This window comes from Agrobacterium sp. CMT1 (assembly GCF_037203725.1).
Lineage (GTDB): Bacteria > Pseudomonadota > Alphaproteobacteria > Rhizobiales > Rhizobiaceae > Agrobacterium > Agrobacterium pusense.
In genome coordinates this window covers 161,358-186,862 of the sequence record NZ_JBBCAR010000002.1, presented here as the reverse complement: position 1 = coordinate 186,862, position 25,505 = coordinate 161,358, and the positions used below count along the sequence as shown (strand labels likewise).

Below are 25,505 nucleotides of genomic sequence, written 5' to 3'. Positions count from 1 at the left end.
AATTCTCAAAAGGCCATAAGACGTGACAGACCTTTCGAAAACGCTGGAGGAGCTTTGTGCCGAACGCGGTATGCGGATGACCGACCAACGCCGTGTCATCGCCCGCGTCCTTCAGGAATCGGCCGACCATCCAGATGTCGAGGAGCTTTACCGCCGTTCCTCCGCCGTGGACCCGCGCATCTCGATTTCCACCGTCTATAGAACGGTGAAGCTGTTCGAGGATGCCGGCATCATCGAGCGTCACGATTTTCGCGACGGCCGTTCACGCTACGAGACCGTGCCTGAAGAGCATCACGATCACCTGATCGACCTGAAGAATGGCGTCGTCATTGAATTTCACTCGGCCGAGATCGAAGCTCTGCAGGAGAAGATCGCCCGCGAACACGGCTTCAGGCTCGTGGATCACCGGCTGGAACTTTACGGCGTGCCATTGAAGCCTGGCGAACACTGAGACGCCGGTGAACAAGCGGGCGTTCCCATCATGATGTGGCTGCGGACAGCCTATATTGCGGTCGTACTCCTGATCGTCACGCTTGTTTTGCTGCCGCTTCAACTGCTGGGCCTTGCCTTCGACTGGCGGCTCCGCCGCCGCATTCCCCGCGTCTGGCATCGTATCGCCTGCCATGTTCTCGGCATACGCGTGCATGTCCACGGGGAAGTGGAGCGGGCAAAGCCGTTAATGCTCGCGGTCAATCACGCCTCATGGAAAGACATCCTCGTTTTGGGCAGCATTGCCGACGTGGTGTTCATCGCCAAGACCGAGGTGCGCGACTGGCCGGTTTTCGGCTGGCTCGCGCGGCTGCAGAAAAGCATCTTCGTTCAACGCGAGCAGAAACGCAGCACCGGCATGCAGGTGAGCGAGATCGCCAGCCGCATGGCCGATGGCGAGATCGTTGTCCTCTTTCCCGAAGGAACTACCTCGGACGGAAACCGCATGCTGGCCGTCAAATCCTCGCTCTTCGGTGCGGCGTCCACCGCCGCAGAACAGGTACCGGGCAAGCTTGTTTATGTCCAGCCGGTAGCCATCGCCTATACGCGGCTGCATGGCATGGCGATGGGGCGCTATCATCGCGTCATCGCCGCCTGGCCGGGCAGCATCACGCTCGTGCCGCATCTGCTCGGCATCATCAAAGCGGGCGCCATCGATGTCGACGTGACATTTGGTGACAGCGTTCCGTTCCACAGCACCGACAACCGCAAGCGACTGGCGACCGATATCGCCGCCTCCATCCGCTCAATGCTGGCCTTCAGCCTGCGCGGCGGCTGGCGGAATTCGTGAGATCGTAGCTTTTCCGGCATTTTTCTGTTTAATCTGGCCGTGAAAAACACTAGATAGCCGCCATGACCCAGGAAACGCTTGGCCTTGACGCCCCACCCATGATCGCCCGCGAGGGTTCGAACAGCCAGCCCGCATCCATCGCGCGCGATGGGGCAAACAGCAGAAAGGTCTTCATCAAGACTTATGGCTGTCAGATGAACGTCTACGATTCCGTCCGCATGAGCGATGCGCTGGCGAAGGACGGTTATGTTCAGACGGAGGATATGGGCGAGGCGGATCTGGTTCTGCTGAATACCTGTCACATTCGCGAAAAGGCGGCGGAAAAGGTCTACTCCGCGCTTGGCCGCCTGCGGGACATGAAAAAGTCGCGCGAAGAGCAGGGTCGGGAATTCATGATCGGCGTTGCCGGCTGCGTGGCGCAGGCGGAAGGCGAGGAAATCCTTCGCCGGGCGCCCGCCGTGGATGTCGTCATCGGCCCGCAGACCTATCACCGCCTGCCGGAAGCACTGAAACGGGTACGTGGAGGGGAGCGCGTCATCGAGACCGAATACGCGGTTGAGGACAAGTTCGAACACCTGCCGGTTGCCGAGAAATCCACGCTGCGAACGCGCGGTGTTACGGCTTTTTTGACCGTGCAGGAAGGTTGCGACAAGTTCTGTACCTTCTGTGTCGTGCCCTATACGCGCGGTTCGGAGGTTTCCCGTCCCGTGCGCCAGATTGTTGATGAGGCGATGAAGCTTGTCGATGCCGGCGTGCGTGAGATCACGCTGCTCGGCCAGAACGTCAACGCCTGGCAGGGCGAAGGCCCGAAGGGCGAAAAATGGGGCCTTGCCGAACTGCTTTACCGGCTGGCGGAAATTCCTGGCCTTGCGAGGCTTCGCTACACCACCAGCCATCCGCGCGACATGGACGATCGCCTGATCGGCGCCCATCGCGACCTGCGCATCCTGATGCCCTATCTGCATCTGCCGGTTCAGTCCGGTTCGGACCGAATTCTGAAAGCGATGAACCGTCGCCATACGGGCGAGGAATATATCCAGCTTATTGAAAAAATCCGCGCCGCCCGCCCTGATATTGCCATGTCTGGAGACTTTATTGTCGGTTTTCCCGGCGAGACGGATCGCGATTTCGAAGATACGATGGCGATGGTCGAAACGGTGAAGTACGCGCAGGCCTTCTCGTTCAAATACTCCACCCGTCCCGGCACGCCGGGGGCCGACCTCACGGACCAGGTTGCGGAAGACGTGAAGGCCGAGCGGCTGGAAAGATTGCAGGCTCTCTTGCTGCGGCAACAGAAGGAATTTGCCGAATCGCTGGTCGGAAAGACCATGGATGTGCTGCTGGAAAAGCCCGGCCGCATGACTGAGCAGTTGATAGGTCGTTCTCCGTGGCTGCAATCCGTGAATCTTGATGCAAAGACTTTGAAAATCGGTGACATTGTTAATGTACGAATCACCGCAACGGGTCCAAACAGCTTGTTTGCCGAGGTGGCAGAGAGTTAGAGTGGGGAGCCGACACTGATTGGGACAGGAGCCTGACCGCTTGAACGCACACGAATTGGTATCAAATTCATCGCGCCAGCCACGCCAAGCCGCGACCGACGCCAATCACTTCGTCCTCACGTTCGAGAATAACAGGATAGCAGGAGAGCTATTCGGTCAGTTCGATCAGAACCTGAAGCTTCTGGAGCAGCGCCTCAATATCGACGCTCGTCCGCGTGGAAATTCAGTCGCCATCACCGGCGATGTGGTCTCCACCAATCAGGCCCGCCGCGCGCTTGATTTCCTTTACGAGCGTTTGCTGAAGGGTGGCGCCGTCGAGCTTTCTGACGTCGAGGGGGCGATCCGCATGGCCGTCGCAGCGGACGACCAGCTGACGCTGCCGACCATGGAGCGCAAGGCGAAGATTTCCATGGCGCAGATTTCAACGCGCAAGAAAACCATTTCGGCGCGGACGCCCACGCAGGACGTCTATATGCGCGCCTTGGAACAATCCGAACTCGTATTCGGTGTTGGCCCCGCCGGCACGGGCAAGACCTATCTGGCCGTGGCGCATGCCGCGCAGCTTCTGGAGCGTGGCGCGGTCGATCGCATCATCCTTTCGCGTCCCGCCGTTGAAGCGGGTGAGCGTCTGGGCTTCCTGCCTGGTGACATGAAGGAAAAGGTCGATCCCTATCTCCGCCCGCTTTATGACGCGCTGTATGACATGATGCCCGGTGACAAGGTGGAGCGCGCCATTCAGGCAGGCGTCATCGAAATTGCACCTCTGGCTTTCATGCGCGGCCGCACGCTTGCCAATGCCGCCGTCATTCTGGACGAAGCCCAGAATACGACGACGATGCAGATGAAAATGTTCCTGACGCGCCTCGGCGAAAACGGTCGCATGATTGTGACCGGCGACCCGAGCCAGGTGGACTTGCCGCGCGGCGTGAAGTCCGGCCTCGTGGAAGCCCTGCAGATCCTCACGGATGTGGAAGGCGTGTCCGTTGTGCGGTTCAAGGATGTGGACGTTGTCCGTCACCCGATGGTGGCGCGCATTGTTCGGGCCTATGAATCCCATACGGCTGTGCCGGATGAGAGCCTGCTGAAGGGCGACTGACGAAAAGACAATGACAGCTTTGGATATTCAAATCAGCGTCGAGGCCGAAGGCTGGTCCTCGGAAGAGGACCTGTCTGCCTTTGCGTCAAAGACGCTGGATGCGGCGGTCGATTTTCTGAAGCGGGAAGAGGATCAACCCTTCCCGAAAATGCCGGTCGAGCTCTCGCTGGTCTTCACCGACGATGAAAATATCCGGGAAATCAACGCCGAGTGGCGTGACAAGGACAAGGCGACCAACGTCTTGTCTTTCCCTGCTTTTCCGCTGGAACCGGGCGGAATGCCCGGCCCTATGCTGGGCGATATCGTCGTCGCGAGAGAAACGGTAGAGCGAGAGGCCCTTGAACTTGAGAAGAGTTTCGAGGATCATCTGACCCATCTTCTCGTTCATGGGTTCCTGCATTTGTTTGGTTATGACCACATGGACGAGGAAGAAGCGGAAGAAATGGAGTCGCTTGAGACTCGCATTTTGGCGGTGCTTGGCCTATCTGATCCCTATGCGGGTCAAGAACCGCTTTAAATATTGTCTGGAGCCATGAACGAACATTCTGCACGACCTGCCAATGAGGGCAGAGAAAACGGCGAGCAGTCCTCTTCGGAGGAGGGCAGTAGTCACTTACGTCAGGACTACAATGCCAAACCGAGATCGACCATCTGGTCGCGCATCGCGCGGTTGCTGAAACCGTCTCAGGGTGAGCGCCTGCGCGAGGATCTGACCGATGCGCTGATGGACGACACTGAAATAGGCGCCGCCTTTACGCCCGAAGAACGGGCGATGCTACACAACATCCTCCGTTTCCGTGAGATCAGGGTCGAAGATATCATGATCCCGCGGGTGGATATTGACGGTCTCGATCAGAATATGACGATCGGTGACGCGCTGATCCTGTTTGAGGAAACCGGACGTTCCCGTATGCCGGTTTATGAAGAGACGCTGGACGACCCCAAGGGGATGATCCATATCCGCGATCTGCTTGCTTATGTTGCCAAACAGGCTCGCAACAAGCGCCGGGTGGGATCGCGTGGCGTCGCTTACGGTGAAGTGAAGGCGCCGCGGTCGCCGCGGCCGAATTTCGATCTGGCGCGGGTCGATCTGGAAAAGACGGTTGCCGATGCCGGGCTGGTGCGCAAGATTCTTTTCGCGCCGCCGTCCATGTTGGCCTCCGATCTTCTGAAGACCATGCAGGCCCAGAGAACCCAGCTCGCCGTGGTGATCGATGAATATGGCGGTACCGACGGTCTTGTCAGCCATGAAGACATCGTCGAGATGGTGGTTGGGGACATCGACGACGAGCACGACAAGGACGAGGCGATGTTCTCGCGTCTTTCTGCCGATGTGCTCGTGGCGGATGCCCGCGCGGAACTCACCGAACTTGCCGAGGCTATCGGTCCGGAATTCGACGTGCGCGAACATCTGGAAGAAATCGATACGCTCGGTGGACTCATCTTCTTCGCGCTGGGCCGTATTCCCGCCAAGGGCGAGGTCGTTCGCGCCGTGCCCGGTTTCGAGTTTCAGATCCTCGATGCGGATACGAGGCGTATCAAGGGTGTCCGTATCGTACGCGATCACGGCTCCGAAGGGGAAGACGACCGCGCCCCCGGCGATGCCGGTGAGGTGATTGCATTGCCGCCGCCGGAGACGCGGTTGATCGCCCATCAGCAGAACGTGGACTGAAAGGATAGACGGGTAGCCCCCGTCGATCCCGCCGTTTGATCTTCCGGGTTCTGCGGGTTCGACTACCCGGGCATGAGATCCCGCTCCATCTGCCCTGCCTGATGTGGACGGCGAATCTTTTTTCCTTTACGTCGAAACAAAGGGAAATTTCGCGGAATGGCTTGCCTGGAGCGGGTTTCCGGATGCGCATGATACGGAGATGGCATGGAGCGTCTTGCAGGCAGGGTGATGCTGGCCGGCGGCATGAGCCGCGCAGTGATGGCGATTGCTGCAGGCGCGGTCGGAGCGCTCGCCCTGCCTCCATTCGGTTTCTTCGCAGCGCTTTTCCTGTCTTTCACCCTGTTGGTCTGGCTGGTGGATGGCTGCACCGGCAAGCCGGGCGGCGGCCTCTTCAGCCGCATCCTTCCCGCTTTTGGTATAGGCTGGTGTTTCGGTCTCGGTTATTTCGTGGCTGGCCTGTGGTGGCTGGGCAACGCGCTTCTGCTTGAAGCGGATGAATTTGCCTGGGCGCTGCCGCTTGCCATCCTTGGGCTTCCGGCCTTTCTGGCGCTGTTTTACGGTTTCGCGGTTGCTGCGGCCAATCTTGTGTGGTCGAACGGTCTAGGCCGGATCGCCGCCCTTGCCGCCGCATTCGGATTTACGGAATGGCTGCGCAGTTTCCTGGCGACGGGCTTTCCGTGGAACGCCATAGGTTACGGCATCATGCCGATCCCGGTCATGATGCAGTCGGCGCATCTGATCGGTCTTTTTGGTGTGACCACGCTTGCCGTTTTCATCTTCGCCTCCCCCGCGCTCATCGCCACGAGAAAAGGCATGTGGCCCGGCCTTTCCCTGGCGGCGCTGCTGTTGGCCAGCCATGTGGGTTATGGCTTCTACCGCCTCCAGACACCCGCGGAGACACCGGCAGATGCGGTGACGGTCAGAATCGTCCAACCGTCCATCGATCAGTCTCGCAAGATGCTTAATGATGACCGCGCCGAGATTTTCGACGAGCATCTGCGGCTGACAGCCCTGCCTCCTGGCGAAGGCAAAAAGCGCCCCGACATCATTGTCTGGCCCGAAACCTCGGTGCCGTTCATCCTGACGCAAAATCCTGACGCGCTGGCCGAGATCGCAAAGACGCTGCAAGACGGGCAGGTGCTCTTCACCGGAGCCGTCAGGATGGAAGATGCGGGTGCTGGCAGGCCGCCGCGTTATTATAACTCGGTCTACGCCATCGACAGTCAGGGAGAAATCATCGGCGCGACGGACAAGGTCCATCTGACCCCCTTTGGAGAATATGTTCCCTTCGAGGGTATCCTGCGGGAGTTTGGCATTGATAATGTCATCGCCCTGCCCGGGGGCTTTTCAGCAGCCTCTTCGCGCACGCCCCTGACGCTTCCATCCGGAAAGACCTTTTATCCGCTGATCTGTTACGAGATCATTTTTCCCGGTGAGATGACTCCGGCTCTCGCTGGCTCGGCGGCGATCCTCAACGTGACGAATGACGGCTGGTTTGGTGATACGCCTGGGCCGTATCAGCACTTTCTTCAGGCCAGGGTGCGGGCGGTTGAGACGGGTGTGCCGGTGATTCGCGGTGCCAATACGGGTATCTCGGCGGTTATAGACCCTTATGGCCGCATTATTGCCGGATTGGATTACGGTCGGGTGGGCATTGTTGACGCCACTTTGAGTGGTGGGTCAAACGACGCATTTACTTACGACACACATCGGACGTATTTCTGGTTGATTTTTTCCGTGATGATGATCGCTGCGGTATTTCCTGCCTGGAGTTTTGCCCGGCGCCATAATTGACCGGGAACTCCTGCAATTGCATAGTGAATACGTCAGTCGTAAAACAAGTTTAGCTGCTGTCGAAATACCGGCTCATTTCTTCGAATAGTAATGAAGCGATATATCAACCCATCCGAGTGTCAGGACCGCATGATGACCGAAAATAAGAAAAAGCCTAACCCCATCGACATTCATGTCGGAAGCCGAATTCGTCTTCGCAGAACCATGCTCGGCATGAGCCAGGAAAAACTGGGTGAAAGTCTCGGAATTACCTTTCAGCAAATTCAGAAGTACGAAAAGGGCACGAACCGTGTTGGCGCCAGCCGCCTGCAGAATATATCGGCGATCCTCAATGTACCGGTTTCCTTTTTTTTCGAAGATGCACCCGGCGATCAGGCTGGCGGCACATCCGGCATGGCGGAAGCCTCAAGCTCCAATTACGTCGTCGACTTCCTGTCTTCGGCTGAAGGTTTGCAGTTGAACCGCGCCTTCGTGAAGATCGCCGACCCGAAGGTCCGTCGCCGTCTGGTCGATCTCGTCAAGGCGCTCGCCGCCGAGGGCGATGCCGAGTAGGGCCTGGCCCCTGCAGCGCAGAAAATTTCCGGCATGGTATGCCGGGCACTCAACGGTCCGCAGGGACCGTTTTTTTGTGCCAGATTAGAAAGGAATTCTCACATAAAGATATATTTATGTGGTTGTGTCCTTGTTTTTCGCGGCCGAAATGACTAACAAACTCGGAGACCGTTCTTTGAGGGGAATCCCGCATGCGTGCCAATTATCTGTTCACCAGCGAGTCCGTGGCCGAGGGTCATCCGGACAAGGTTTGTGATCGTATTTCCGATGAAATCGTGGATCTCATTTACCGTGAAGCGGCCAAGACGGGCGTGGACCCGTGGACCGTGCGCATCGCCTGCGAAACGCTTGCAACGACCAACCGCGTCGTGATTGCGGGTGAAGTTCGGGTTCCCGATACGCTGCTGAAGAAGGACAAGGACGGCAAGGTCCTCAAGGACGCAGCCGGCCATCCGGTTATCAATCCCTCGAAGTTCAAATCCGCCGCCCGCAAGGCTATCCGCGATATTGGCTACGAGCAGGATGGTTTCCACTGGAAGACCGCCAAGATCGACGTTCTCCTGCATCCGCAGTCGGCTGATATCGCGCAGGGTGTGGACAACGCTTCCGACAAGCAGGGCGACGAGGGTGCCGGCGACCAGGGCATCATGTTCGGTTACGCCTGCAAGGAAACGCCTGACCTCATGCCGGCGCCGATCTATTATTCCCACCGTATCCTGCAGCTGCTGGCCACCGCCCGTAAAAGCGGCGAAGGCGAGGCGGCCAAGCTCGGCCCCGACGCCAAGAGCCAGGTGACGGTTCGTTACGTCGACGGCAAGGCTTCCGAAGCCGTCTCCATCGTGCTGTCCACGCAGCATCTCGATGCAAGCTGGGATTCGAAGAAGGTTCGTGCCGTTGTCGAACCCTATATCCGCGAAGCGCTTGGCGACCTGAAGATCGCCGACGATTGCCAGTGGTATATCAACCCGACCGGCAAGTTCGTCATCGGCGGTCCCGATGGTGATGCCGGCCTGACCGGCCGCAAGATCATCGTTGACACCTATGGCGGTGCTGCCCCGCACGGTGGTGGCGCATTCTCGGGCAAGGACACGACCAAGGTCGACCGTTCCGCCGCCTATGCCGCCCGCTACCTCGCCAAGAACGTCGTGGCTGCCGGCCTCGCCGAGCGCTGCACCATTCAGATTTCCTATGCAATCGGCATTGCCCAGCCGCTGTCGATCTATGTCGATCTGCATGGCACGGGCAAGGTCAGCGAAGATCAGGTCGAGGCTGCGATCCGCAAGGTCATGGACCTTTCGCCATCGGGCATTCGCCGTCATCTCGATCTCAACAAGCCGATCTACGCCAAGACGTCTTCCTATGGCCATTTCGGCCGCAAGGCTGGCCGTGACGGCTCCTTCTCCTGGGAGAAGCTCGATCTGGTGAAGCCGCTCAAGGAAGCTTTGAGCGCTTAAGCATTTCCAGTAAAAGTGCGTAGCGGTTTTACGTCCGGAAAATGCGTCAACTAGATATCGCGCTTGTTATTTGGCGGCGATTGAGAGATACCGTCACCGAGTTTTGTAACCCGCACAGTGCCTCACGGGGTGCTGTGCGGGTTAAGTCTATTTGGTCTTGAGAGTATGAGATGACGGAAGAACGGCGTTCGCGCGCGACGGAAGCGTTTTTTGGCAGGCGCAAGGGCAAGCCCCTGCGCAATCAGCAGGTCGATACGATCGAAAATCTGCTGCCTTTGCTGAAAATCGATCTGGAAAGCGTGCCCCCGCAAAATCTCGCCGCGCTCTTTCCGGCAGATGTGCGATCGATCCGTCTTGAGATCGGTTTCGGCGGTGGCGAACATCTCGCCCACCGCGCGGTCGAAAATCCCGAGACGGGTTTCATCGGTGTCGAACCCTTCGTCAATTCCATGGCCAAGCTGCTCGCCACGGTTCGCGAACGTGAACTGATGAATATCCGCCTTTACGACGATGATGCGACACAGTTGCTCGACTGGCTGCCTGAGGGATCGATCGATCACATCGATCTGCTTTATCCCGATCCATGGCCGAAAAAGAAGCACTGGAAGCGGCGTTTCGTGTCAGACGTCAATCTCGCCCGTTTCCATCGTGTGTTGAAACCCGGCGGCAGGTTCTGCTTTGCGTCTGACATCGACACTTACGTCAACTGGACGCTGCAGCATTGCGCCCGGCATGGCGGCTTTGAATGGACGGCGACAAGCGCTGATGACTGGCGCACGCCCTATGCCAACTGGCCGGGCACGCGTTACGAGAACAAGGCGAAAAGAGAAGGCCGCAGCTCGGCCTATCTCACCTTCATCCGTCGCTAAAGCATTTCCAGTAAAAGTGCGCAGCGGTTTCACGTCTGGAAAATGCGCTAACGGCAAGACCCCTTAAAGGGCCGCGTCAACTTCCGCTGCCTGCGGAATGGAAGGCTGCGCGCCGGCACGCGTGCAGGCGAGCGAGCCCGCAACCGCGGCGCGCTTCAGAGCCCTTTCGAAATCCATTCCCTGATCGAGGCTCGCGGCGAGATATCCGCAGAAGGTATCGCCCGCACCAACCGTATCGACCGGCTCGATCTTCAGGCCGGAAGCCCTGTAGAGCTTGCCATTACGAATGGCGATCACGCCATCCGCACCAAGCGTGACGATCAAAGTCTGGCCGGTCCTCTCGTGAAGGGCCTTGAGTTCGTTTTCCCGCTCGTCGCTGGAGAGGCCATTCTTGCCGATCAGCAGCTCGAACTCGGTTTCATTGGCGATGACGATATCGGCAAGGCCGGCGAGACGCGGTCCGTCCGCGGTCAGCGGTGCTGTGTTGATGACGGTGGTGACGCGTTTCGCCTTTGCGGCCGTCAGTGCAGCTTCGATGGCGGGTGCCGGTATCTCGAACTGCAGCATGAGAATATCGCTTGCAGCCATTTCGGATATGGTCTTTGCCGCGTCGGATGCCGAGACCTCACCATTCGCAGCGGGAATGACCGAGATCATGTTCTCTCCGCCTTCGCCGATCAGGATAACCGCCGTTCCAGTCGGGCCGGGCGCGGTTTTGACCAATGACAGATCGGTTCCCGCGTCGCGTAGCAAGGTCAGCGCTGGTGCGGCAAAGGTGTCATCACCCGCAGCGCCCGCCATCTTGACCGTGGCGCCCGCACGCCGTGCGGCCAGCGCCTGATTGGCGCCCTTGCCGCCGGCGGCCGTGGAGAATGTCTCTCCCGTTACGGTTTCACCGGGCTTGGGCAGACGTTTGGCGGTGGCGACGAGGTCCATGTTGATGGAGCCGAAAACAGTAATCATGGGGCGCTGGGTCCGTATGAAATTTAAGCAAGGCGGCGACTTTGCCCGAGACGATCACTCGTCGTCAACCACCCGCAATTTGGCCGCACCGGCTCGGTTTTCGGCAAAGCGCCGGGCCTGCTCGATTTCTCCGTGCGGCGCGTCTTTTTCCGTTGGTGAGAAATCGAGCCCCTCGATTTTCTGTCCGCGCGCCAGTACCTTGTCGGAGGAGATAAGCATCATGTCGACGTCCTTCTGCGCCAGCCCGAAATGGGCCTGTAGCTTCCGCGTCCGATCGTCCAGCCGCCGCACATCGTCCATGAGCAGCGCCACTTCACCCTGAATGAGATGCGCCTGTTCGCGCATGCGCTGGTCTTTGAGCACGGACTGGATGACCTGCACAGAGAGCATCAGCAGCGATGGCGAAACGATGACCACCCGGGCGCGATGGGCGCGCTGCACCAGATATTCGAAATGCTGGTGGATATCGGCGAAAATCGATTCCGACGGCACGAAGATGAAGGCTGTATCCTGTGTCTCGCCACGAATGAGGTATTTCTCGGCGACATCGCGAATATGCACCTCCATATCGCGGCGGAACTGCTGCACGGCGGCACGTTTGGTTTCCGGCGTCTCGTCCGCCTTGATGGCGTTCCAGGCTTCCAGCGGAAACTTGGCATCGATGACGAGCGGCGGCGCATTGTTCGGCATCTTGATGGTGCAGTCCGGCCGGTAACCGTTGGAAAGTGTCGGCTGCAGCTGGAAGGAACCCGGCGGCAGGGCGTCGGCGATCAGCGTCTCCATGCGCGCCTGTCCGAAGGCTCCGCGTGTCTGCTTGTTGGAAAGTATCGCCTGAAGCCCGACCACGTCCTTGGCCAGATCCTGAATATTGCCCTGTGCGGCATCGATGACCGCCAGGCGCTCCTGAAGGCGGCTCAGATTTTCATGGGTAGACCGGGTCTGCTCCGTCAGCGTTTCGCCCAGCCGCTGCGACATGCCATCAAGACGCTGATTCAGCGTCTGGCTCATCTCCGTCTGACGCGTGCCAAGCGTTTCCGCCATGGCCGCGATCCGGCCATGCAGTTCAGACTGGGTTTTGAGCAGGTCGGAGATCTCGCCATCGGCCCCAGCTTTCTTCGACCGGTTTGCCGTCACAAGCCATGTAACGACAAGGCCGAAAATCGCGGCAGCGAGAAGCGCGCCGAAGCTGATATCGACTGAGCCGGCCCGCAGCGCGGGTTGAAGGAGAACGGAGAAGTCTGTGTTCATGACTAAATCTAGCAGATTTCGATCGATTCGGAAGATCAAAACAAGAACATTCCTGCGGCGGAAATGAGTCCGGCAGAACGGATGCCGCGAGCCGTTTTCATCGTCGTGTTTTTTATTTCCTCCGCGCGAGAGATACGTTATGGGAAGCCATGACCATCAAACCGCTTATCATTTTGCCCGATCCCGTGCTGCGCCAGCAATCGAAGCCCATCGAAAAGGTGGATGCCGAGGTGCTGCGTTTGGCGGACGACATGCTGGAAACGATGTATGATGCCCCCGGCATCGGCCTTGCCGCCATCCAGATAGGTGTGCCGCGCCGGTTGCTGGTGATCGATGTTGCGCGTGAAGGCGAAGAAAAGACCCCGATCGTCTTCATCAATCCGGAAATCCTCAAGGTTTCGGATGATATTTCCACCTATGAGGAAGGCTGTCTCTCGATTCCCGATTATTATGCCGAGGTGGAGCGCCCTGCGTCGCTCACGGTGCAATATGTCGGTCGTGACGGCAAGCAGCAGACGGTCGAGGCGGATGGTCTGCTGGCAACCTGCCTGCAGCATGAGATCGATCACCTGAATGGTGTTCTGTTCATCGACCATATCTCGCGGTTGAAGCGGGACATGGTCATCAAGAAATTTACGAAAGCAGCCCGCGCAAAAGTCTGATCCGTCGCACAGCTGACGGAGCGGAAGACAGGGCAGGGGGCAATCATGGCTCTTCGCATCATATTCATGGGCACGCCGGATTTTTCCGTTCCGACGTTGCGTGCACTGGTGGAAGCGGGCCACGAGATTGCTGCCGTCTATACCCAGCCACCGCGTCCAGGCGGCCGTCGCGGCCTTGATCTGCAGAAATCGCCGGTGCATCAGGCTGCGGAACTGCTGGGCTTACCGGTACTGACACCCTCGAATTTCAAGGCGGAGGAAGATCGCCAGCAGTTTCGGGATTTCAATGCCGATGTCGCGGTCGTCGTGGCTTACGGGCTGCTGCTGCCTGAAGCGGTCCTCTCCGGCACGCGGCTTGGCTGTTACAATGGTCACGCTTCGCTGCTGCCGCGCTGGCGCGGCGCGGCTCCCATCCAGCGGGCGATCATGGCGGGTGACACCGAAACCGGCATGATGGTCATGAAAATGGAAAAGGGTCTGGATACCGGCCCTGTTGCACTTACGGCAAAGGTCACGATCGGCGAGAACATGACGGCCGGCGAGCTGCATGACAGCCTGATGCTGACAGGCGCTCGGTTGATGCGTCAGGCGATGGACAAGCTGGAAGCAGATGACCTGCCCCTCGTCCCGCAAGCGGAAGAGGGCGTTCTATACGCGGCAAAAATCGACAAGAGCGAGACCCGTATCGATTTTTCAAGGCCGGCGCAGGATGTGCACAATCATATTCGCGGCCTTTCGCCATTTCCCGGCGCATGGCTGGAGATGGAGATCGGCGGCAAGCCCGAGCGCGTCAAGGTACTGGCGTCCGAGCTCGCCAGCGGAATGGGCGAGGCAGGCAGCGCACTGGATGATGTTCTCACCATTGCCTGCGGCAGCGGCGCCGTACGGCTCACCCGTTTGCAGAAGGCGGGCGGCAAGCCGATGTCGGCGGCCGATTTCGTGCGCGGTACCCCGGTTCCGGCCACTACGAGGCTCGGCTGATGCCACGCTTCCGCATGACCGTCGAATATGACGGTACGCCCTATTATGGCTGGCAGAGACAGGAAAACGGCCCCTCGGTTCAGGGTGCGCTGGAGGCTGCGGTTCGGTCGCTGACCGGCGAGAGCGTTTCCATTCGCGGCGCTGGCCGCACCGATTCCGGCGTGCATGCCGTTGGGCAGGTTGTCCATGTCGATCTCTCGCGAGACTGGGAGCCCTACAAGCTTCGCAATGCCCTCAATGCGCATCTCGCCATGGCGGGTGAAGCGGTGGCCGTGCTCGATGCCGCTTCCGTGACTGAGGATTTCGACGCCCGTTTTTCCGCCCTTCGTCGGCACTATCTCTACCGCATCATCTGCCGCAAAGCCCGGCTGGCGCTGGAGCACAAGCGGGCGTGGTGGGTGTCGAAGGACCTCGATCACGAGTGCATGCATGAAGCCGCCCAGATGCTCGTCGGCCGGCATGATTTCACCACCTTCCGCTCCGTGCACTGCCAGGCGAACAGTCCCGTGCGCACGCTCGACCGGCTGGATGTGACGCGCAATGGCGATCTCATCGAGATACGCGCGACGGCGCAGAGCTTCCTTCATAACCAGATTCGCTCTTTCGCCGGCACGCTGAAACTGGCAGGCGAGGGCACGATGACGCCAGAGGACGTGCGTGCCGCACTGGAGGCACGCGATCGAAAAGCCTGTGGCCCGGTCGCACCGCCGGACGGTCTTTATTTCATGCAGGTCGATTATCCCGACGTCATTCCGCCGCGCCGCCACCCCGAAGCCGAGGTGATGCAGGATACGGATTGACGTCTAATTCTCTCAGGCCGGATAGACACCGAGAAAGCGCTGCAACGCTTCCGACAGAAGCATGCCGGGCACCAGTAGCGTCATGACGATGGCGGAGACGAGCAGCGACTGGTCGCGGATAAAAAACCGCACGATCCGTGAAAAGGCAAAGACCAGCGACAGAAGCAGCGCCAGCCACAAAATCGCGATCAGCCCCTGCAACGGTGGCAGGAAGAACGCAATCAGGATCAGAACGGCGTAGGCGTATGAGAAGGGCAGCGACAGCCAGTTCATGGTGGTAACGAGAGGCGTGAATTTTTCACGTGCGCCAAAGGCAAAGAGCAACATGCCGATCAAAAGCAGCGGCACGATCCAGCAAATGGCCTCCACCATCGCCAGGCGAAAGAAGAAGATGAACCCCGTTCCTGTTCCCGGCGGATAGCTGGCGAGAAACGCTGCCCGCAGCCACAGCCAGGAAACCAGCATGGCGGGCAGGCACCAAAGGACGGAATAGAAGGACCGCCACATGCCGCGTTCGGTCAGGTCCAAGTAACGTGCGCCATTATGGTCGCCGAGCAGCAACAGCCACAGGCCCGTCAGATAGAGCCTGACTTCACTTGCCGTCGGCATGGGCGAACCAGCGCTCGATAAAGGTTTCGTAAATGCGCGTCAGCGTCTCAAGATCGGCAATGGCTACCCGCTCATCGACCATGTGCATGGTCTGCCCGACAAGGCCGAACTCCACGACAGGGCAATAGTCCTTGATGAAGCGCGCATCCGACGTGCCGCCGGTGGTTGAAAGCTTCGGCTCCTTGCCGGTCACGGCCTCCACCGCGCCTGACAGCGACGAAATGAGGGCATTGTTCCGGGTCAAAAAGACATGGGCCGGTCGGTCCGCCCAGACGATCTCGTACTTTACCGGTGTGCGGTCGGGGCGAAGCTCGCCGTCTGCCGCAGCGGCATCCAGGCGGCGGATGATTTCCGCCCGAAGGCTCTCCGCGGTCCAGGTGTCGTTGAAACGGATGTTGAAGGCGGCTGTCGCCCGCGCCGGGATCACATTGGTGGCGGCATTGCCGGTATCGACGGTCGTCACTTCCAGATTCGATGGCTGGAAATCATCTGTGCCGTGATCGAAGGCCGGATGCATCAGCGCATGCGTCAACTGCAGCAGACCGCGAATTGGGTTGTCGGCGAGATGCGGATAGGCGGCGTGGCCTTGCACGCCATGGACCGTGATGCGACCGGAGAGCGATCCACGGCGGCCGATCTTGATCATGTCGCCCAGCTGGTCGGGATTGGTCGGTTCCCCGACGACACAGGCGTCCCACGTCTCGCCCTTTGCAGCAGCCCATTCCAGCAGCTTGGAAGTGCCGTTGATTGATGGGCCTTCCTCGTCACCGGTGATAAGGAAAGAGACGGAGCCCTGCGGCTTGCCGTGTTTTTCAATATGGCGGGCAATGGCGGCAACAAAACAGGCAATACCGCCCTTCATGTCCACCGCACCGCGACCGAACATTTCGCCACCGGCAATCTCTGCGGCAAAAGGCGGGTGACTCCACGCGGCCTCATCCCCAACGGGAACCACATCCGTATGGCCCGCAAACATCAGATGTGGCCCCTCGTTGCCGAGACGGGCATAGAGGTTCTCTACATCGGGTGTTCCCGCCTCGCTCGCCACCATTTTTTCCCCCACGAAACCGAGCGGCGAAAGCAGGTTGTCGAGCAGAGTAAGCGCGCCGCCTTCCGCAGGCGTCACCGAAGGGCAACGGATGAGGGCGGCGAGATTGGCAACGGGATCGGTCGTGGTCATGGTATCAGCTTTATATCAGTCGCGCAGAAGCTCGTTGATGCCGGTCTTGGAGCGGGTCTTTTCATCGACGCGCTTGACGATCACGGCGCAATAGAGGCTGGGGCCCGGCTCGCCATTCGGGAACGGTTTGCCCGGCATGGTGCCGGCAACGACGACGGAATAGGGCGGGACTTCGCCGTAGGTGATCTCGCCGGTGGCGCGATCAACGATCTTGGTCGATTTGCCGATGAAGACGCCCATGCCGAGAACAGCACCCTCGCGCACGATGCAGCCTTCCACGACTTCCGAACGCGCACCGATGAAGCAATTGTCTTCGATGATGGTGGGCCCTGCCTGCAGCGGCTCCAGAACGCCGCCGATGCCGACGCCGCCGGAGAGATGCACGTTCTTGCCGATCTGCGCGCAGGAGCCGACGGTCGCCCATGTATCGACCATCGTGCCTTCGTCGACATAGGCGCCGAGATTGACGAAGGAGGGCATCAGAACGACGTTCTTGGCCACGTAAGCCGAGCGGCGCACGACGGCGTTCGGCACGGCGCGGAAACCGGCGGCGCGGAACTGGTTTTCACCCCAGTTTTCAAACTTCGACGGAACCTTGTCCCACCAGGTGGCTTCGCCCGGACCACCGGTCACGATTTCCATGTCATTGAGACGGAAGGAGAGAAGCACGGCCTTTTTCAGCCACTGGTTCACCTTCCAGTTTCCATCCGCCTGCTTTTCAGCAACGCGTGCCTCGCCGCTGTCGAGAAGTTGAAGAGATGTGTCCACGGCGTCGCGAACCTCGCCCTTCGTCGATACATTCACGCTGTCGCGGTTGTCGAAGGCGGTTTCGATGATCGTTTCGAGGGAAGAGAGATCCGTGAGGCTCATGGAAAATTCCTTAAAGTCGCGTGTGTTCGTGGTCACGGCGGGTTCCGTGCCGCTGGAAGGCTTTGGCCATTTGATCTAAGGGAGTGTTGGAAAGGCGTCAATGCGATTTGGGTGATTTGGCGCCGCAGACGAAAGGCATGGAAATGACACGACTGAAAAACGGCAAATTGCGGCGCAAGGACGGGGTATGGGACCCCTTGAAGCGCAGCGCTGTGGACAAGCAGCAGGCCGAGGTCGTTGTCAAGACGCCGCAGTCGGACTCCCCGTCCTACCGGCTGGCCTATGTGGATACGGACTTTCTCTGCCGCGAGGAATTGCGACCCGTCAGGCTGCAGCTGGAACTTCTGAAGACGGAAATGGCGCTCACCGAACGCGGGATCAATTCCACCGTCGTCATGTTTGGCGGCGCCCGCATTCCCGAACCGGGAGGAGAGGCCTGGGCGGCGCGCAATGAAACGCAGAAGCGCAATCTCGAGCAGTCCTCGGTTTATTACGACGAAGCGCGCAAATTCGCCCGCCTTTGCACCGACTACGGCGCGAAATCCGGTCACCTGGAATATGTGGTGGTCACCGGCGGAGGTCCCGGCGTCATGGAGGCGGGTAACCGGGGTGCCATGGATGCCGGCGGTCCTTCCATCGGCCTCAATATCGTCCTGCCGCACGAGCAGGCGCCCAACCCTTATGTAACGCCGGAACTGAGCTTCAATTTCCACTACTTCGCGATCCGGAAAATGCACTTCCTGATGCGGGCAAAGGCCGTGGTGGTTTTCCCCGGCGGTTTTGGCACGCTCGATGAGCTTTTTGAAGCCTTGACGCTGATCCAGACCAAGCGCATGGCCCCGATCCCTCTCATTCTTTTTGGAGAAAAGTTCTGGCGATCCGTCGTCAATTTCGAGTTCCTGGCGGATTTCGGCACCATCGCTCCCGAGGATATGAATCTCCTGCACTTTGCCGAAACGGCGGACGATGCCTGGAAGATCATCTCCGACTACTACGAACACTGAAGATGCACGGCGCGGCGAAGTAATATTAGGGCTTAATTAGCAATCATATTCTAACTTCGCCCTGTCGCGCTGCAGCGCACTGTCCCATGCGGACGGGCCTCCATGACGGAGATTGTCATCCGTTGACGTCAGCTCCTTCGGGTTGACGATTTCCATTGGGGCCTAAATGTTCAATCTCAAAGTGAAGTCGCTTGCGACCAAGCTGATCCTCGTAACCGGCTGTGCCATCACCACGGTTCTCGTTGCATCCAATTCTTTCCTCATCTCCCAGACCAGTGAGCGCGTGCACGCGTTGACCATGGATCAGGCCAATACGGAAGCCCGCGCCATCGCCAACGTCATCGCCGCCGATGTCGGTGAACTCGGCAGCGCTGCCCGCTCGATGGCTGGCGTCATCGGTCGGGCGCATCAGGCGAAGTCGATGGATCGCCCTGGCATCGTCAACATCCTCAAGGCCAATGTGGAGCAGAATACTTTTGCATTCGGCAGCTGGTTCTGCGAACAGCTCGGTCTTTTCGATGGTCAGACGACAGAGATCGCCAACAGGCTCGATCTCGGCACCAACGCGACCGGCGCCTTCGCACCTTACTGGTCCAAGACCCAGAAGGGCGATATCCAGTTCTCGACCTTTAAGAACGATTACGCAGCGGAGTGGTATGCGCTGGCCGCCAAGACCGGCAAGGGAGCGATTACCCAACCTTATCTCGCCGAAGGCACGGAAGTGCCGACCACCATGACCTCGCTTGCCTATCCCGTCATGTCGGATGGCAAGATGATCGGCGTGGCGGGTGTCGATATTTCGCTCGCGTCTCTCACCCAGAAGCTGCAGGCTCTGCATCCTTTCGAGACCGGCCGTGTGACGCTCGTCTCCCAGGGTGGCCAGTGGCTGGTGCCGCCGACGCCCGAGCAGAACATGAAAGCCTATGACGGAGAGGGCGCAGCCACTGTCCAGACCGCGATCGCTTCGGGTAAGCAGGGCCTCATCGAAGACCTCGGCCTTGATACCGACGCGCCGTATAACCGTCTCGTTTATCCCTTCGCCGTTCCAGGGCTCAACGCAACCTGGGTCGTCCTTGTTGATATTCCCCATCAGGCCTTGAACGCTCCGGTTCAGGAGCAGACCTATCTGATGATCATCGGTGCGATCGTCATTCTTGCCGCCGTCATTGCAGCGCTTTATTTTGCAGTCCGTTATTTCGTTCGCAACCCGCTTGCATCGCTAGTTACCGACGTCAGGACGCTGAGCGACGGTCGCTACGACGTGCCCGTCTCCGGTCAAGACCGGCAGGATGAGACCGGTTCGGTTGCGACAGCGCTTGAAGGTTTCCGCGCCAAGCTTGCCGGCATCCGTGAGATGGAGGCCGAAGCCGACGCCCAGCGTGGTCACGCCGAAACGGAGCGCCAGCGCTCTGAATTCGAGCGCAATGAAAACAGCCGCATGCAGCAGCACATTGTCAGCGTTCTCGGTTCCGGCCTGAATGCCCTGTCGCAGGGCAATCTGACCTACCGCATTCAGGACGAGTTCCCGGGCGAATATGCAAAGCTGCGCGACGACTTCAACTCGGCGCTTGCCAGCCTCGAGGAAACGGTTTCCACCGTCAACGCAACCGTCGTCAGCATCGGCAATGGCACCGGTGAGATCACCCGCGCCGCCAGCGATCTCTCGCATCGCACGGAACAGCAGGCCGCCAGCCTTGAAGAAACTGCCGCTGCGCTTAACGAGCTGACCGCCCAGGTCAATTCCAGCGCCGAAAATGCCGCAGAGGCGGCCGGTGCCGTCAGCCATGCCTGTGAAGACGCCGGCAAGTCTGGCGAGGTCGTGCAGCAGGCCGTGAACTCCATGCAGGGCATTGCGCAATCTTCGGCGGAAATCTCCCGCATCATCGGCGTCATCGACGAGATCGCCTTCCAGACCAATCTTCTGGCGCTGAATGCCGGGGTGGAAGCGGCCCGCGCGGGTGATGCCGGCAAGGGCTTTGCCGTTGTCGCACAGGAAGTGCGCGAACTCGCGCAGCGCTCTGCAACTGCTGCCAAGGAGATCAAGGGTCTGATCAATACCTCGGCCACGCAGGTGGGCGAGGGTGTTCAGCTGGTCGGCAAGGCCGGCGACACGATGAAAAAGATCGCCGATCAAGTTCTGCAGATCAACCAGCTTATACGGCAGATTTCGGCCTCAGCCAGTGAGCAGGCGGTGGGCCTGAAGGAAATCAACTCCGCCGTTACGCAGATGGATCAGGTCACCCAGCAAAATGCGGCGATGGTGGAGGAAACCACTGCGGCCAGCGTGACGCTCAACAGCGAGGCCGAAACGCTCAAATCGCTTGTCGCCGGTTTCGTAGTTTCCGGCGGTCAGCCCAGCCAGCAATTGCGTGCCGCCGCTGCGGCCATGCGCGCTCCCGCTGCTGCCGCCCCGACGTCCGCCCGTCCAGCTGCGCCCCGCGCGCGTCCGAGAACCAGCGGCGCAAATGCGCTGGCTCAGGATGACTGGACGGAATTCTGATGCGGTTTTCCGTTTTGAAATATAAAGGGCCGCTGGTATCGCCAGCGGCCTTTTTTAGCATCAGCGTCCGTCAAAGACGCGCGAAACGCTCCGTCAGCAACTCGAAGAAACCATCTGCATCCACCTTCCGCATCACGCGGGCATTGGCGGGGCGATCCGTCACGCGCCACCAGTCCACCACGGTCATGCCCATGGTCAGTTCGGAATGGACCTCGATCTCGACATTGCATTCGCGGCCCTCGAACAGTTCGGGCTTGATGAGATAGGCGATAACGCTTGGGTCATGCAGCGGACCGCCATCCGAACCGTACTTCTCGATGTCGAACCGCTCGAAGAATTCCAGCATTTCCGCCATGGCGATCGCCGGCCTCGTGCCGATCTCCCGAATGCGATTGACGCGTGCCTTGGTCGTCAGCAACTGATGCGTGACATCGAGCGGCATCATGACGATGGGCATGCCGGAGCGGAAGACGATGTCGGCAGCCTGCGGATCCACATAGATGTTGAATTCCGCCGCGGGCGTGATGTTGCCGCCCTCGAAGAAGCCGCCGCCCATCATCACCAGTTCTTTGACGCGATCAGCGATCTCCGGCGCCTTCAGGAGCGCCAGCGCCACGTTGGTCAAGGCCCCGAGGGTGCAGAGGGTAACGGTGCCCTCAGGCTCCCGCATCACCGTCTCGATGATGAAATCGACCGCGTGCTGCTTTTCTGCCTCCATGGTCGGTTCGTCGAGAACCGGGCCGTTGAGACCTGTACTGCCGTGAACATGTTCGGCGGTGATGGGCCTGCGCACCAGCGGCTTTTCGGCGCCCTCGTAAACGGGAATGTCGGTGCGACCGCACAATTCGCAGATGATGCGAATGTTACGGCTTGTCAGCTTCAGGGGAACATTGCCGGCAACTGCGCACAACCCCAGAATTTCGATGTCTTCCGGGCTGCCGAAGGCCAGCATGATCGCGGCTGCGTCGTCCTGTCCGGGATCGGTGTCGATAATGATTTTTCTGCGTTCTGCCATGTCTTGCCCGCCGTTGAGATGAGCGCTTTTTTCGAGCCGCGGGTGCTCACTTGTCAAGCCTCATTCCTGCCGCCGCTCACCGGTCACTTTGACTTGCGCATCGCGGTTCGGCTTCCCATATTGCAGGGGCCGGTGCGATTGACCGGCGAGGTTGCCGGAAGCGGGGCCGCTAAACGTCGCTTGGTTGCAAGGACAGAACAGATATGAGCCGCATGACGCCATTCACCCACCCGCTTTTGCTGGGTTTCGATGCTATGGAAAAGACGCTGGAGCGCATGGCGAAGGCCAATGACGGCTATCCTCCCTACAATATTGAGCGCCTGCCCGGCAGCGATGACGTACCGGAACGCCTGCGCATCACCATTGCCGTGGCGGGGTTCTCCGAGGATGATCTCGACGTGACGACGGCTGATAATCAGCTCGTCATTCGCGGACGCCAGCAGGAACAGGAGAAGCGCGATTTTCTCTATCGAGGCATCGCGGCACGCCAGTTCCAGCGGGTCTTCGTGCTTGCCGATGGCATGCAGGTCAGGGAGGCGCGCCTGCGCAACGGCCTTCTTTCCATCGATCTGGTCCGGCCCGAAATTTCAAACGTGGTAAAGAAAATTAATATTTCCGTCTCAGAGTAGACCATGAACGCCGGAATCGGACATGAATCGCTCGGCGTGAAGAAGGAGGCTGAAATATGCTTTTGAAAGAAGCGCATGCGCGTCTCACCCAATCCCAGCTCGCCCATATCGGCGAAGGAGAAGTGGGATATATCCGCAAGATCCGAGCGGAAGACGTCAGCCGCTGTTTCCCGGAGGCGCCCGATCTCGATCCGCAATTGGACCTTTGGGCATTGTTCGGCGCGGACGGAACGCCAATTCTCCTGACAGACAATCGTTCGAGCACCTTCTTCAAGGCGGCGGAAGACGATCTTAAAACCGTCAGCCTGCATTAAGAAAAAGCCCGCCGGTTGAGCGGGCTTTCTGCTTTTTTGGCTTAGAGGAACGGCCGGTCCGGCATGTCGTCGATGGAGATGACGCCGTCCTTGTTCTTGTCCAGTCGTTCGAACATCTTTTCTCCGGCGGCGGCGAATTCGGCCTTGCTGACCTGGCCGTTCTCGTCAGTATCGGCCCAGCGGATCAGCGCGAAGCCGCCACCTTTACCGCCGTGCTTGCCCCAGCCCTGATGGCCGAAACGACCACCATGGTCACGCTCGGCACGCTTGCCCTCAGGCGCTTTCGCTTCATCCGCCTTGGCCTCTTCCCGCTCGGGGCGCGGGTGAGCGGCCCGGAAGGCCTCCATCTTTGCCTGACGATATTCGCGCATTTCCTTTGGCGTGATCGAGCCGTCCTTGTCCTTGTCGATCTCAGCGAACAGGGCATCCTGACGGGCGGTGAATTCCTCCTTGGAAATCTTGCCATCCTTGTTCGTGTCGGCCACCTTCAGCAGGTGAACGAAGGCAGCCTCCTGGCGGATCGGCATGCGATCCTTATGGCCTTTACCGGGTGCGGCGAAACTGGCCGTTGCGGCCGTGCTGAGCACAAGGGCTGCGCCAAGAGCAGACAGGGCGATTTTGCGTGTGGTCATCGTCATTACCTTTCTTTGGTGTCCCTGAAGAAAAGATAGTGACGTCCAGCAAGCCCCACCACTTAAACATCCGTAAGGTGCATGAAGCTTCGGTAATGTTCGCTAGTCAGCGGGCGATGGTTTTTGTCAGGAACCCGGTCAGATCGTCGGTAACGTAGTCGATATGCTCATCCGTCACATCAGGGATTTCCCATCGTTCCATGATGACGCCCTCAAGATTTGATGGCACGAGTAGCACGGTCTTCATGCCCAGCGCTTTCGGGGCCGCGAGATTGCGCGGCAAATCCTCGAACATCGCAGCCTTTTTCGTATCGAGTTTTGCAAGTGCTGCAAACTTCTCGTAGGTTGCGCTGGCAGGTTTCGGCAGATAACCCGCGGCGACGATATCGAAAATATCCTCGAACTGATCGAGAATGCCGAGCGCTCCGGCGGCAGCCTGCGCATGCTTGACGCTGCCATTGGTAAGGATGAACTTCCGACCCGGCAAAGCCTTGATGGCCTCACCCAGTTCCGGATGCGGTTTCAGCGTCGAGTAGTCGATTGCATGGGCGCGTTCCAGAAACTCGTCCGGGCTGATGCCGTAATGGATCATCAGGCCCTGCAGCGTCGTGCCGTGGTCGTGATAATAACGCTTCTGCAAGGCGCGCGCTTCGTCGGGGTCGAGCTTCAGAAGCTCCGCCACATACGCCGTCATGTTGCGGTCGATCTGGGAAAACAGATTGACGTGGTGCGGATAGAGCGTGTTGTCGAGATCGAAGATCCATTCGCTGACATGGGCGAAATCGGCGGCGTCTGGCAGGTTTTTCGGCTTTGTGTCCATGGGCAGCTTTATGCCTGTTTCGAATGCGGAAGAAAATCGAAAAGAGGACGATTGATCAGAAATTCGGGCTTGGCTGCGGCCTCGCGCGCATGATACCGCCAAGGGCATGGAACTCTGGATAGGCATTACTTTCGCAAGCGCGTTTTTGCAGAACCTGCGCTCGACTTTGCAAAAACACCTCAAGGGCATGATGGGCACCACGGGTGCAACGTTTGTGCGCTTCGTGTTCGGCATGCCCTTCGCTCTCGCTTATCTTGCATTCCTGCATCTTGGGCTTGGCCGTCCGCTGCCGGTGCCGAACATGGCCTTCGCCGTGTGGGCAACGGTCGGGGCCATGGCGCAGATCGCCGCCACATTCCTTCTGGTGCACCTGTTCTCTTTCCGCAATTTCGCTGTCGGCACGGCCTATTCCCGCACGGAGCCGGCACAGGCGGCGCTGTTTGCTCTCATTTTCATAGGCGAGAGCGTCACGGGCGGTACATTGGCGGCGATAGCGATTTCGGTCGCCGGCGTCATGCTGATTTCCGTGGCGCGCACGGAAGTAACGCCCGCTTCCTTCCTCACCTCGATCTTCAGCCGAACGGCGGGTATCGGCCTCGCCTCGGGTGCGTTCTTCGGACTGTCGTCTGTTGCCTATCGGTCGGCATCGCTGGCGCTAGCACCGAGCTTGCCTGCCCCGGATGCGATGATGCAGGCGGGCTTCACCCTCGTCATCGTCATCGTCATGCAGACGGTATCGATGTTCCTGTGGATCATCTGGCGGGAAAGGGAAGAACTGCGGCGCATCGCCAGGGTGTGGAAACCGTCGCTTGCGGTCGGTTTCGTGGGTGCCACGGCCTCGTTCGGCTGGTTCACGGCAATGACCCTGCAGCAGGCCGCCGTGGTGAAGGCACTGGCGCAGGTGGAGATGCTGTTTGCCTTCGCTTCAACAGTGCTTTTCTTCAAGGAGAAGATCAACCGGCTTGAACTGTCCGGCTGCCTGCTGATTGTGGTCGGTGTGCTGTCGCTCCTGGCATTCGGGTGAATGCCTGATGTGGCGGACAGGTTTGCCGTCCGCCAC

Annotated in this window: 26 protein-coding genes; 18 read left to right on the top strand and 8 right to left on the bottom strand. The window is 59.3% G+C overall.

Annotation, left to right across the window (positions count from 1 at the left end; translation table 11 throughout):
* Nucleotides 1-22: 22 nt before the first annotated feature.
* The 10 genes from WA845_RS03565 to trmB all read left to right on the top strand — a co-directional run bounded on the left by WA845_RS03565 (nucleotide 23) and on the right by trmB (nucleotide 10,218).
* Nucleotides 23-451, top strand: a complete 429-nt coding sequence (locus WA845_RS03565) for a Fur family transcriptional regulator (RefSeq protein WP_004439602.1) — start codon at nucleotides 23-25, stop codon at nucleotides 449-451.
* Between the two features lie 30 nt (nucleotides 452-481).
* Nucleotides 482-1,279 (top strand): lysophospholipid acyltransferase family protein, encoded by a 798-nt coding sequence (locus tag WA845_RS03560; RefSeq protein WP_045532949.1) that lies wholly within the window; start codon nucleotides 482-484, stop codon nucleotides 1,277-1,279.
* Nucleotides 1,280-1,341: 62 nt separating this feature from the next.
* Complete coding sequence (gene miaB, locus WA845_RS03555) at nucleotides 1,342-2,781, top strand: tRNA (N6-isopentenyl adenosine(37)-C2)-methylthiotransferase MiaB (protein ID WP_022555517.1); 1,440 nt, start codon at nucleotides 1,342-1,344, stop codon at nucleotides 2,779-2,781.
* A 40-nt stretch (nucleotides 2,782-2,821) separates the two neighbouring features.
* A complete protein-coding gene (locus tag WA845_RS03550; RefSeq protein WP_004439610.1) occupies nucleotides 2,822-3,877 on the top strand; it encodes a PhoH family protein in 1,056 nt (351 codons plus the stop codon).
* Nucleotides 3,878-3,887: 10 nt separating this feature from the next.
* Complete coding sequence (gene ybeY, locus WA845_RS03545; RefSeq protein WP_006698908.1) at nucleotides 3,888-4,394, top strand: rRNA maturation RNase YbeY; 507 nt, start codon at nucleotides 3,888-3,890, stop codon at nucleotides 4,392-4,394.
* Between the two features lie 15 nt (nucleotides 4,395-4,409).
* Nucleotides 4,410-5,549, top strand: coding sequence for a hemolysin family protein (locus WA845_RS03540; protein WP_004439615.1), 1,140 nt, complete (start codon nucleotides 4,410-4,412; stop codon nucleotides 5,547-5,549).
* Between the two features lie 204 nt (nucleotides 5,550-5,753).
* Nucleotides 5,754-7,343, top strand: coding sequence for an apolipoprotein N-acyltransferase (gene lnt / locus WA845_RS03535; protein ID WP_337322194.1), 1,590 nt, complete (start codon nucleotides 5,754-5,756; stop codon nucleotides 7,341-7,343).
* Nucleotides 7,344-7,475: 132 nt separating this feature from the next.
* Nucleotides 7,476-7,895, top strand: coding sequence for a helix-turn-helix domain-containing protein (locus tag WA845_RS03530; protein ID WP_004439621.1), 420 nt, complete (start codon nucleotides 7,476-7,478; stop codon nucleotides 7,893-7,895).
* A 191-nt stretch (nucleotides 7,896-8,086) separates the two neighbouring features.
* On the top strand, nucleotides 8,087-9,349 hold the full coding sequence (gene metK / locus WA845_RS03525; protein ID WP_004439623.1) for a methionine adenosyltransferase: 1,263 nt from the start codon (nucleotides 8,087-8,089) through the stop codon (nucleotides 9,347-9,349).
* Nucleotides 9,350-9,519: 170 nt separating this feature from the next.
* The gene (gene trmB, locus WA845_RS03520) at nucleotides 9,520-10,218 is read left to right on the top strand and encodes a tRNA (guanosine(46)-N7)-methyltransferase TrmB (protein ID WP_006698911.1); all 699 of its coding nucleotides are present in this window, start codon (nucleotides 9,520-9,522) and stop codon (nucleotides 10,216-10,218) included.
* Nucleotides 10,219-10,281: 63 nt separating this feature from the next.
* On the opposite strand, the gene WA845_RS03515 is transcribed toward trmB, so the two are convergent.
* Nucleotides 10,282-11,181 carry a ribokinase gene (locus tag WA845_RS03515; protein ID WP_035206699.1) on the bottom strand — a complete coding sequence of 300 codons (900 nt, stop codon included), beginning with the start codon at nucleotides 11,179-11,181 and terminating at the stop codon, nucleotides 10,282-10,284.
* Between the two features lie 54 nt (nucleotides 11,182-11,235).
* The gene (locus WA845_RS03510; protein ID WP_045532944.1) at nucleotides 11,236-12,429 is read right to left on the bottom strand and encodes a DNA recombination protein RmuC; all 1,194 of its coding nucleotides are present in this window, start codon (nucleotides 12,427-12,429) and stop codon (nucleotides 11,236-11,238) included.
* Between the two features lie 149 nt (nucleotides 12,430-12,578).
* Between WA845_RS03510 and def the strand changes: the two genes are divergently transcribed.
* From def to truA, 3 genes are read left to right on the top strand one after another with little or no spacing between them, the layout of a single operon-like run.
* Nucleotides 12,579-13,091, top strand: a complete 513-nt coding sequence (gene def / locus WA845_RS03505) for a peptide deformylase (protein ID WP_004439632.1) — start codon at nucleotides 12,579-12,581, stop codon at nucleotides 13,089-13,091.
* A gap of 45 nt (nucleotides 13,092-13,136) precedes the next feature.
* On the top strand, nucleotides 13,137-14,072 hold the full coding sequence (gene fmt / locus WA845_RS03500) for a methionyl-tRNA formyltransferase (protein ID WP_112555949.1): 936 nt from the start codon (nucleotides 13,137-13,139) through the stop codon (nucleotides 14,070-14,072).
* Nucleotides 14,072-14,872, top strand: a complete 801-nt coding sequence (gene truA, locus WA845_RS03495) for a tRNA pseudouridine(38-40) synthase TruA (RefSeq protein WP_112555947.1) — start codon at nucleotides 14,072-14,074, stop codon at nucleotides 14,870-14,872. Before fmt ends, truA begins: the two co-directional genes overlap by 1 nt.
* Before the next feature lie 12 nt (nucleotides 14,873-14,884).
* Here the strand turns inward: truA and WA845_RS03490 are convergent, their stop codons facing one another.
* Genes WA845_RS03490 through dapD form a run of 3 tightly spaced genes read right to left on the bottom strand, consistent with a single transcriptional unit; the run spans nucleotide 14,885 to nucleotide 17,531 of the window.
* Nucleotides 14,885-15,481, bottom strand: a complete 597-nt coding sequence (locus WA845_RS03490; protein WP_004439642.1) for a hypothetical protein — start codon at nucleotides 15,479-15,481, stop codon at nucleotides 14,885-14,887.
* Nucleotides 15,465-16,661 (bottom strand): succinyl-diaminopimelate desuccinylase, encoded by a 1,197-nt coding sequence (dapE, locus tag WA845_RS03485; protein ID WP_077986597.1) that lies wholly within the window; start codon nucleotides 16,659-16,661, stop codon nucleotides 15,465-15,467. Before dapE ends, WA845_RS03490 begins: the two co-directional genes overlap by 17 nt.
* Nucleotides 16,662-16,676: 15 nt before the next feature.
* Nucleotides 16,677-17,531 carry a 2,3,4,5-tetrahydropyridine-2,6-dicarboxylate N-succinyltransferase gene (gene dapD / locus WA845_RS03480; protein WP_006698917.1) on the bottom strand — a complete coding sequence of 285 codons (855 nt, stop codon included), beginning with the start codon at nucleotides 17,529-17,531 and terminating at the stop codon, nucleotides 16,677-16,679.
* A 143-nt stretch (nucleotides 17,532-17,674) separates the two neighbouring features.
* On the opposite strand from dapD, the gene WA845_RS03475 reads away from it, so the two are divergent.
* Together WA845_RS03475 and WA845_RS03470 are read left to right on the top strand one after the other, a co-directional pair.
* Complete coding sequence (locus tag WA845_RS03475) at nucleotides 17,675-18,535, top strand: TIGR00730 family Rossman fold protein (RefSeq protein ID WP_004439649.1); 861 nt, start codon at nucleotides 17,675-17,677, stop codon at nucleotides 18,533-18,535.
* Between the two features lie 166 nt (nucleotides 18,536-18,701).
* Nucleotides 18,702-21,035, top strand: a complete 2,334-nt coding sequence (locus tag WA845_RS03470) for a methyl-accepting chemotaxis protein (RefSeq protein WP_022555528.1) — start codon at nucleotides 18,702-18,704, stop codon at nucleotides 21,033-21,035.
* A gap of 70 nt (nucleotides 21,036-21,105) precedes the next feature.
* On the opposite strand, the gene WA845_RS03465 is transcribed toward WA845_RS03470, so the two are convergent.
* On the bottom strand, nucleotides 21,106-22,050 hold the full coding sequence (locus tag WA845_RS03465; RefSeq protein ID WP_004439655.1) for a nucleoside hydrolase: 945 nt from the start codon (nucleotides 22,048-22,050) through the stop codon (nucleotides 21,106-21,108).
* 203 nt (nucleotides 22,051-22,253) lie between these two features.
* Between WA845_RS03465 and WA845_RS03460 the strand changes: the two genes are divergently transcribed.
* Both WA845_RS03460 and WA845_RS03455 read left to right on the top strand, forming a co-directional pair.
* Nucleotides 22,254-22,679 carry an Hsp20 family protein gene (locus tag WA845_RS03460; RefSeq protein WP_006698921.1) on the top strand — a complete coding sequence of 142 codons (426 nt, stop codon included), beginning with the start codon at nucleotides 22,254-22,256 and terminating at the stop codon, nucleotides 22,677-22,679.
* Nucleotides 22,680-22,735: 56 nt separating this feature from the next.
* Entirely contained in the window at nucleotides 22,736-22,993 is a 258-nt protein-coding gene (locus WA845_RS03455) for a DUF1150 family protein (protein ID WP_003503706.1), read from the top strand.
* Between the two features lie 41 nt (nucleotides 22,994-23,034).
* Here the strand turns inward: WA845_RS03455 and WA845_RS03450 are convergent, their stop codons facing one another.
* A complete protein-coding gene (locus WA845_RS03450; protein ID WP_045532928.1) occupies nucleotides 23,035-23,631 on the bottom strand; it encodes an EF-hand domain-containing protein in 597 nt (198 codons plus the stop codon).
* A gap of 100 nt (nucleotides 23,632-23,731) precedes the next feature.
* Nucleotides 23,732-24,445, bottom strand: coding sequence for a pyrimidine 5'-nucleotidase (locus tag WA845_RS03445; RefSeq protein WP_112555945.1), 714 nt, complete (start codon nucleotides 24,443-24,445; stop codon nucleotides 23,732-23,734).
* A gap of 106 nt (nucleotides 24,446-24,551) precedes the next feature.
* Between WA845_RS03445 and WA845_RS03440 the strand changes: the two genes are divergently transcribed.
* Nucleotides 24,552-25,469: a DMT family transporter gene (locus WA845_RS03440; RefSeq protein ID WP_037089382.1), complete on the top strand. Its 918-nt coding sequence runs from the start codon at nucleotides 24,552-24,554 to the stop codon at nucleotides 25,467-25,469.
* Nucleotides 25,470-25,505 lie beyond the last annotated feature (36 nt).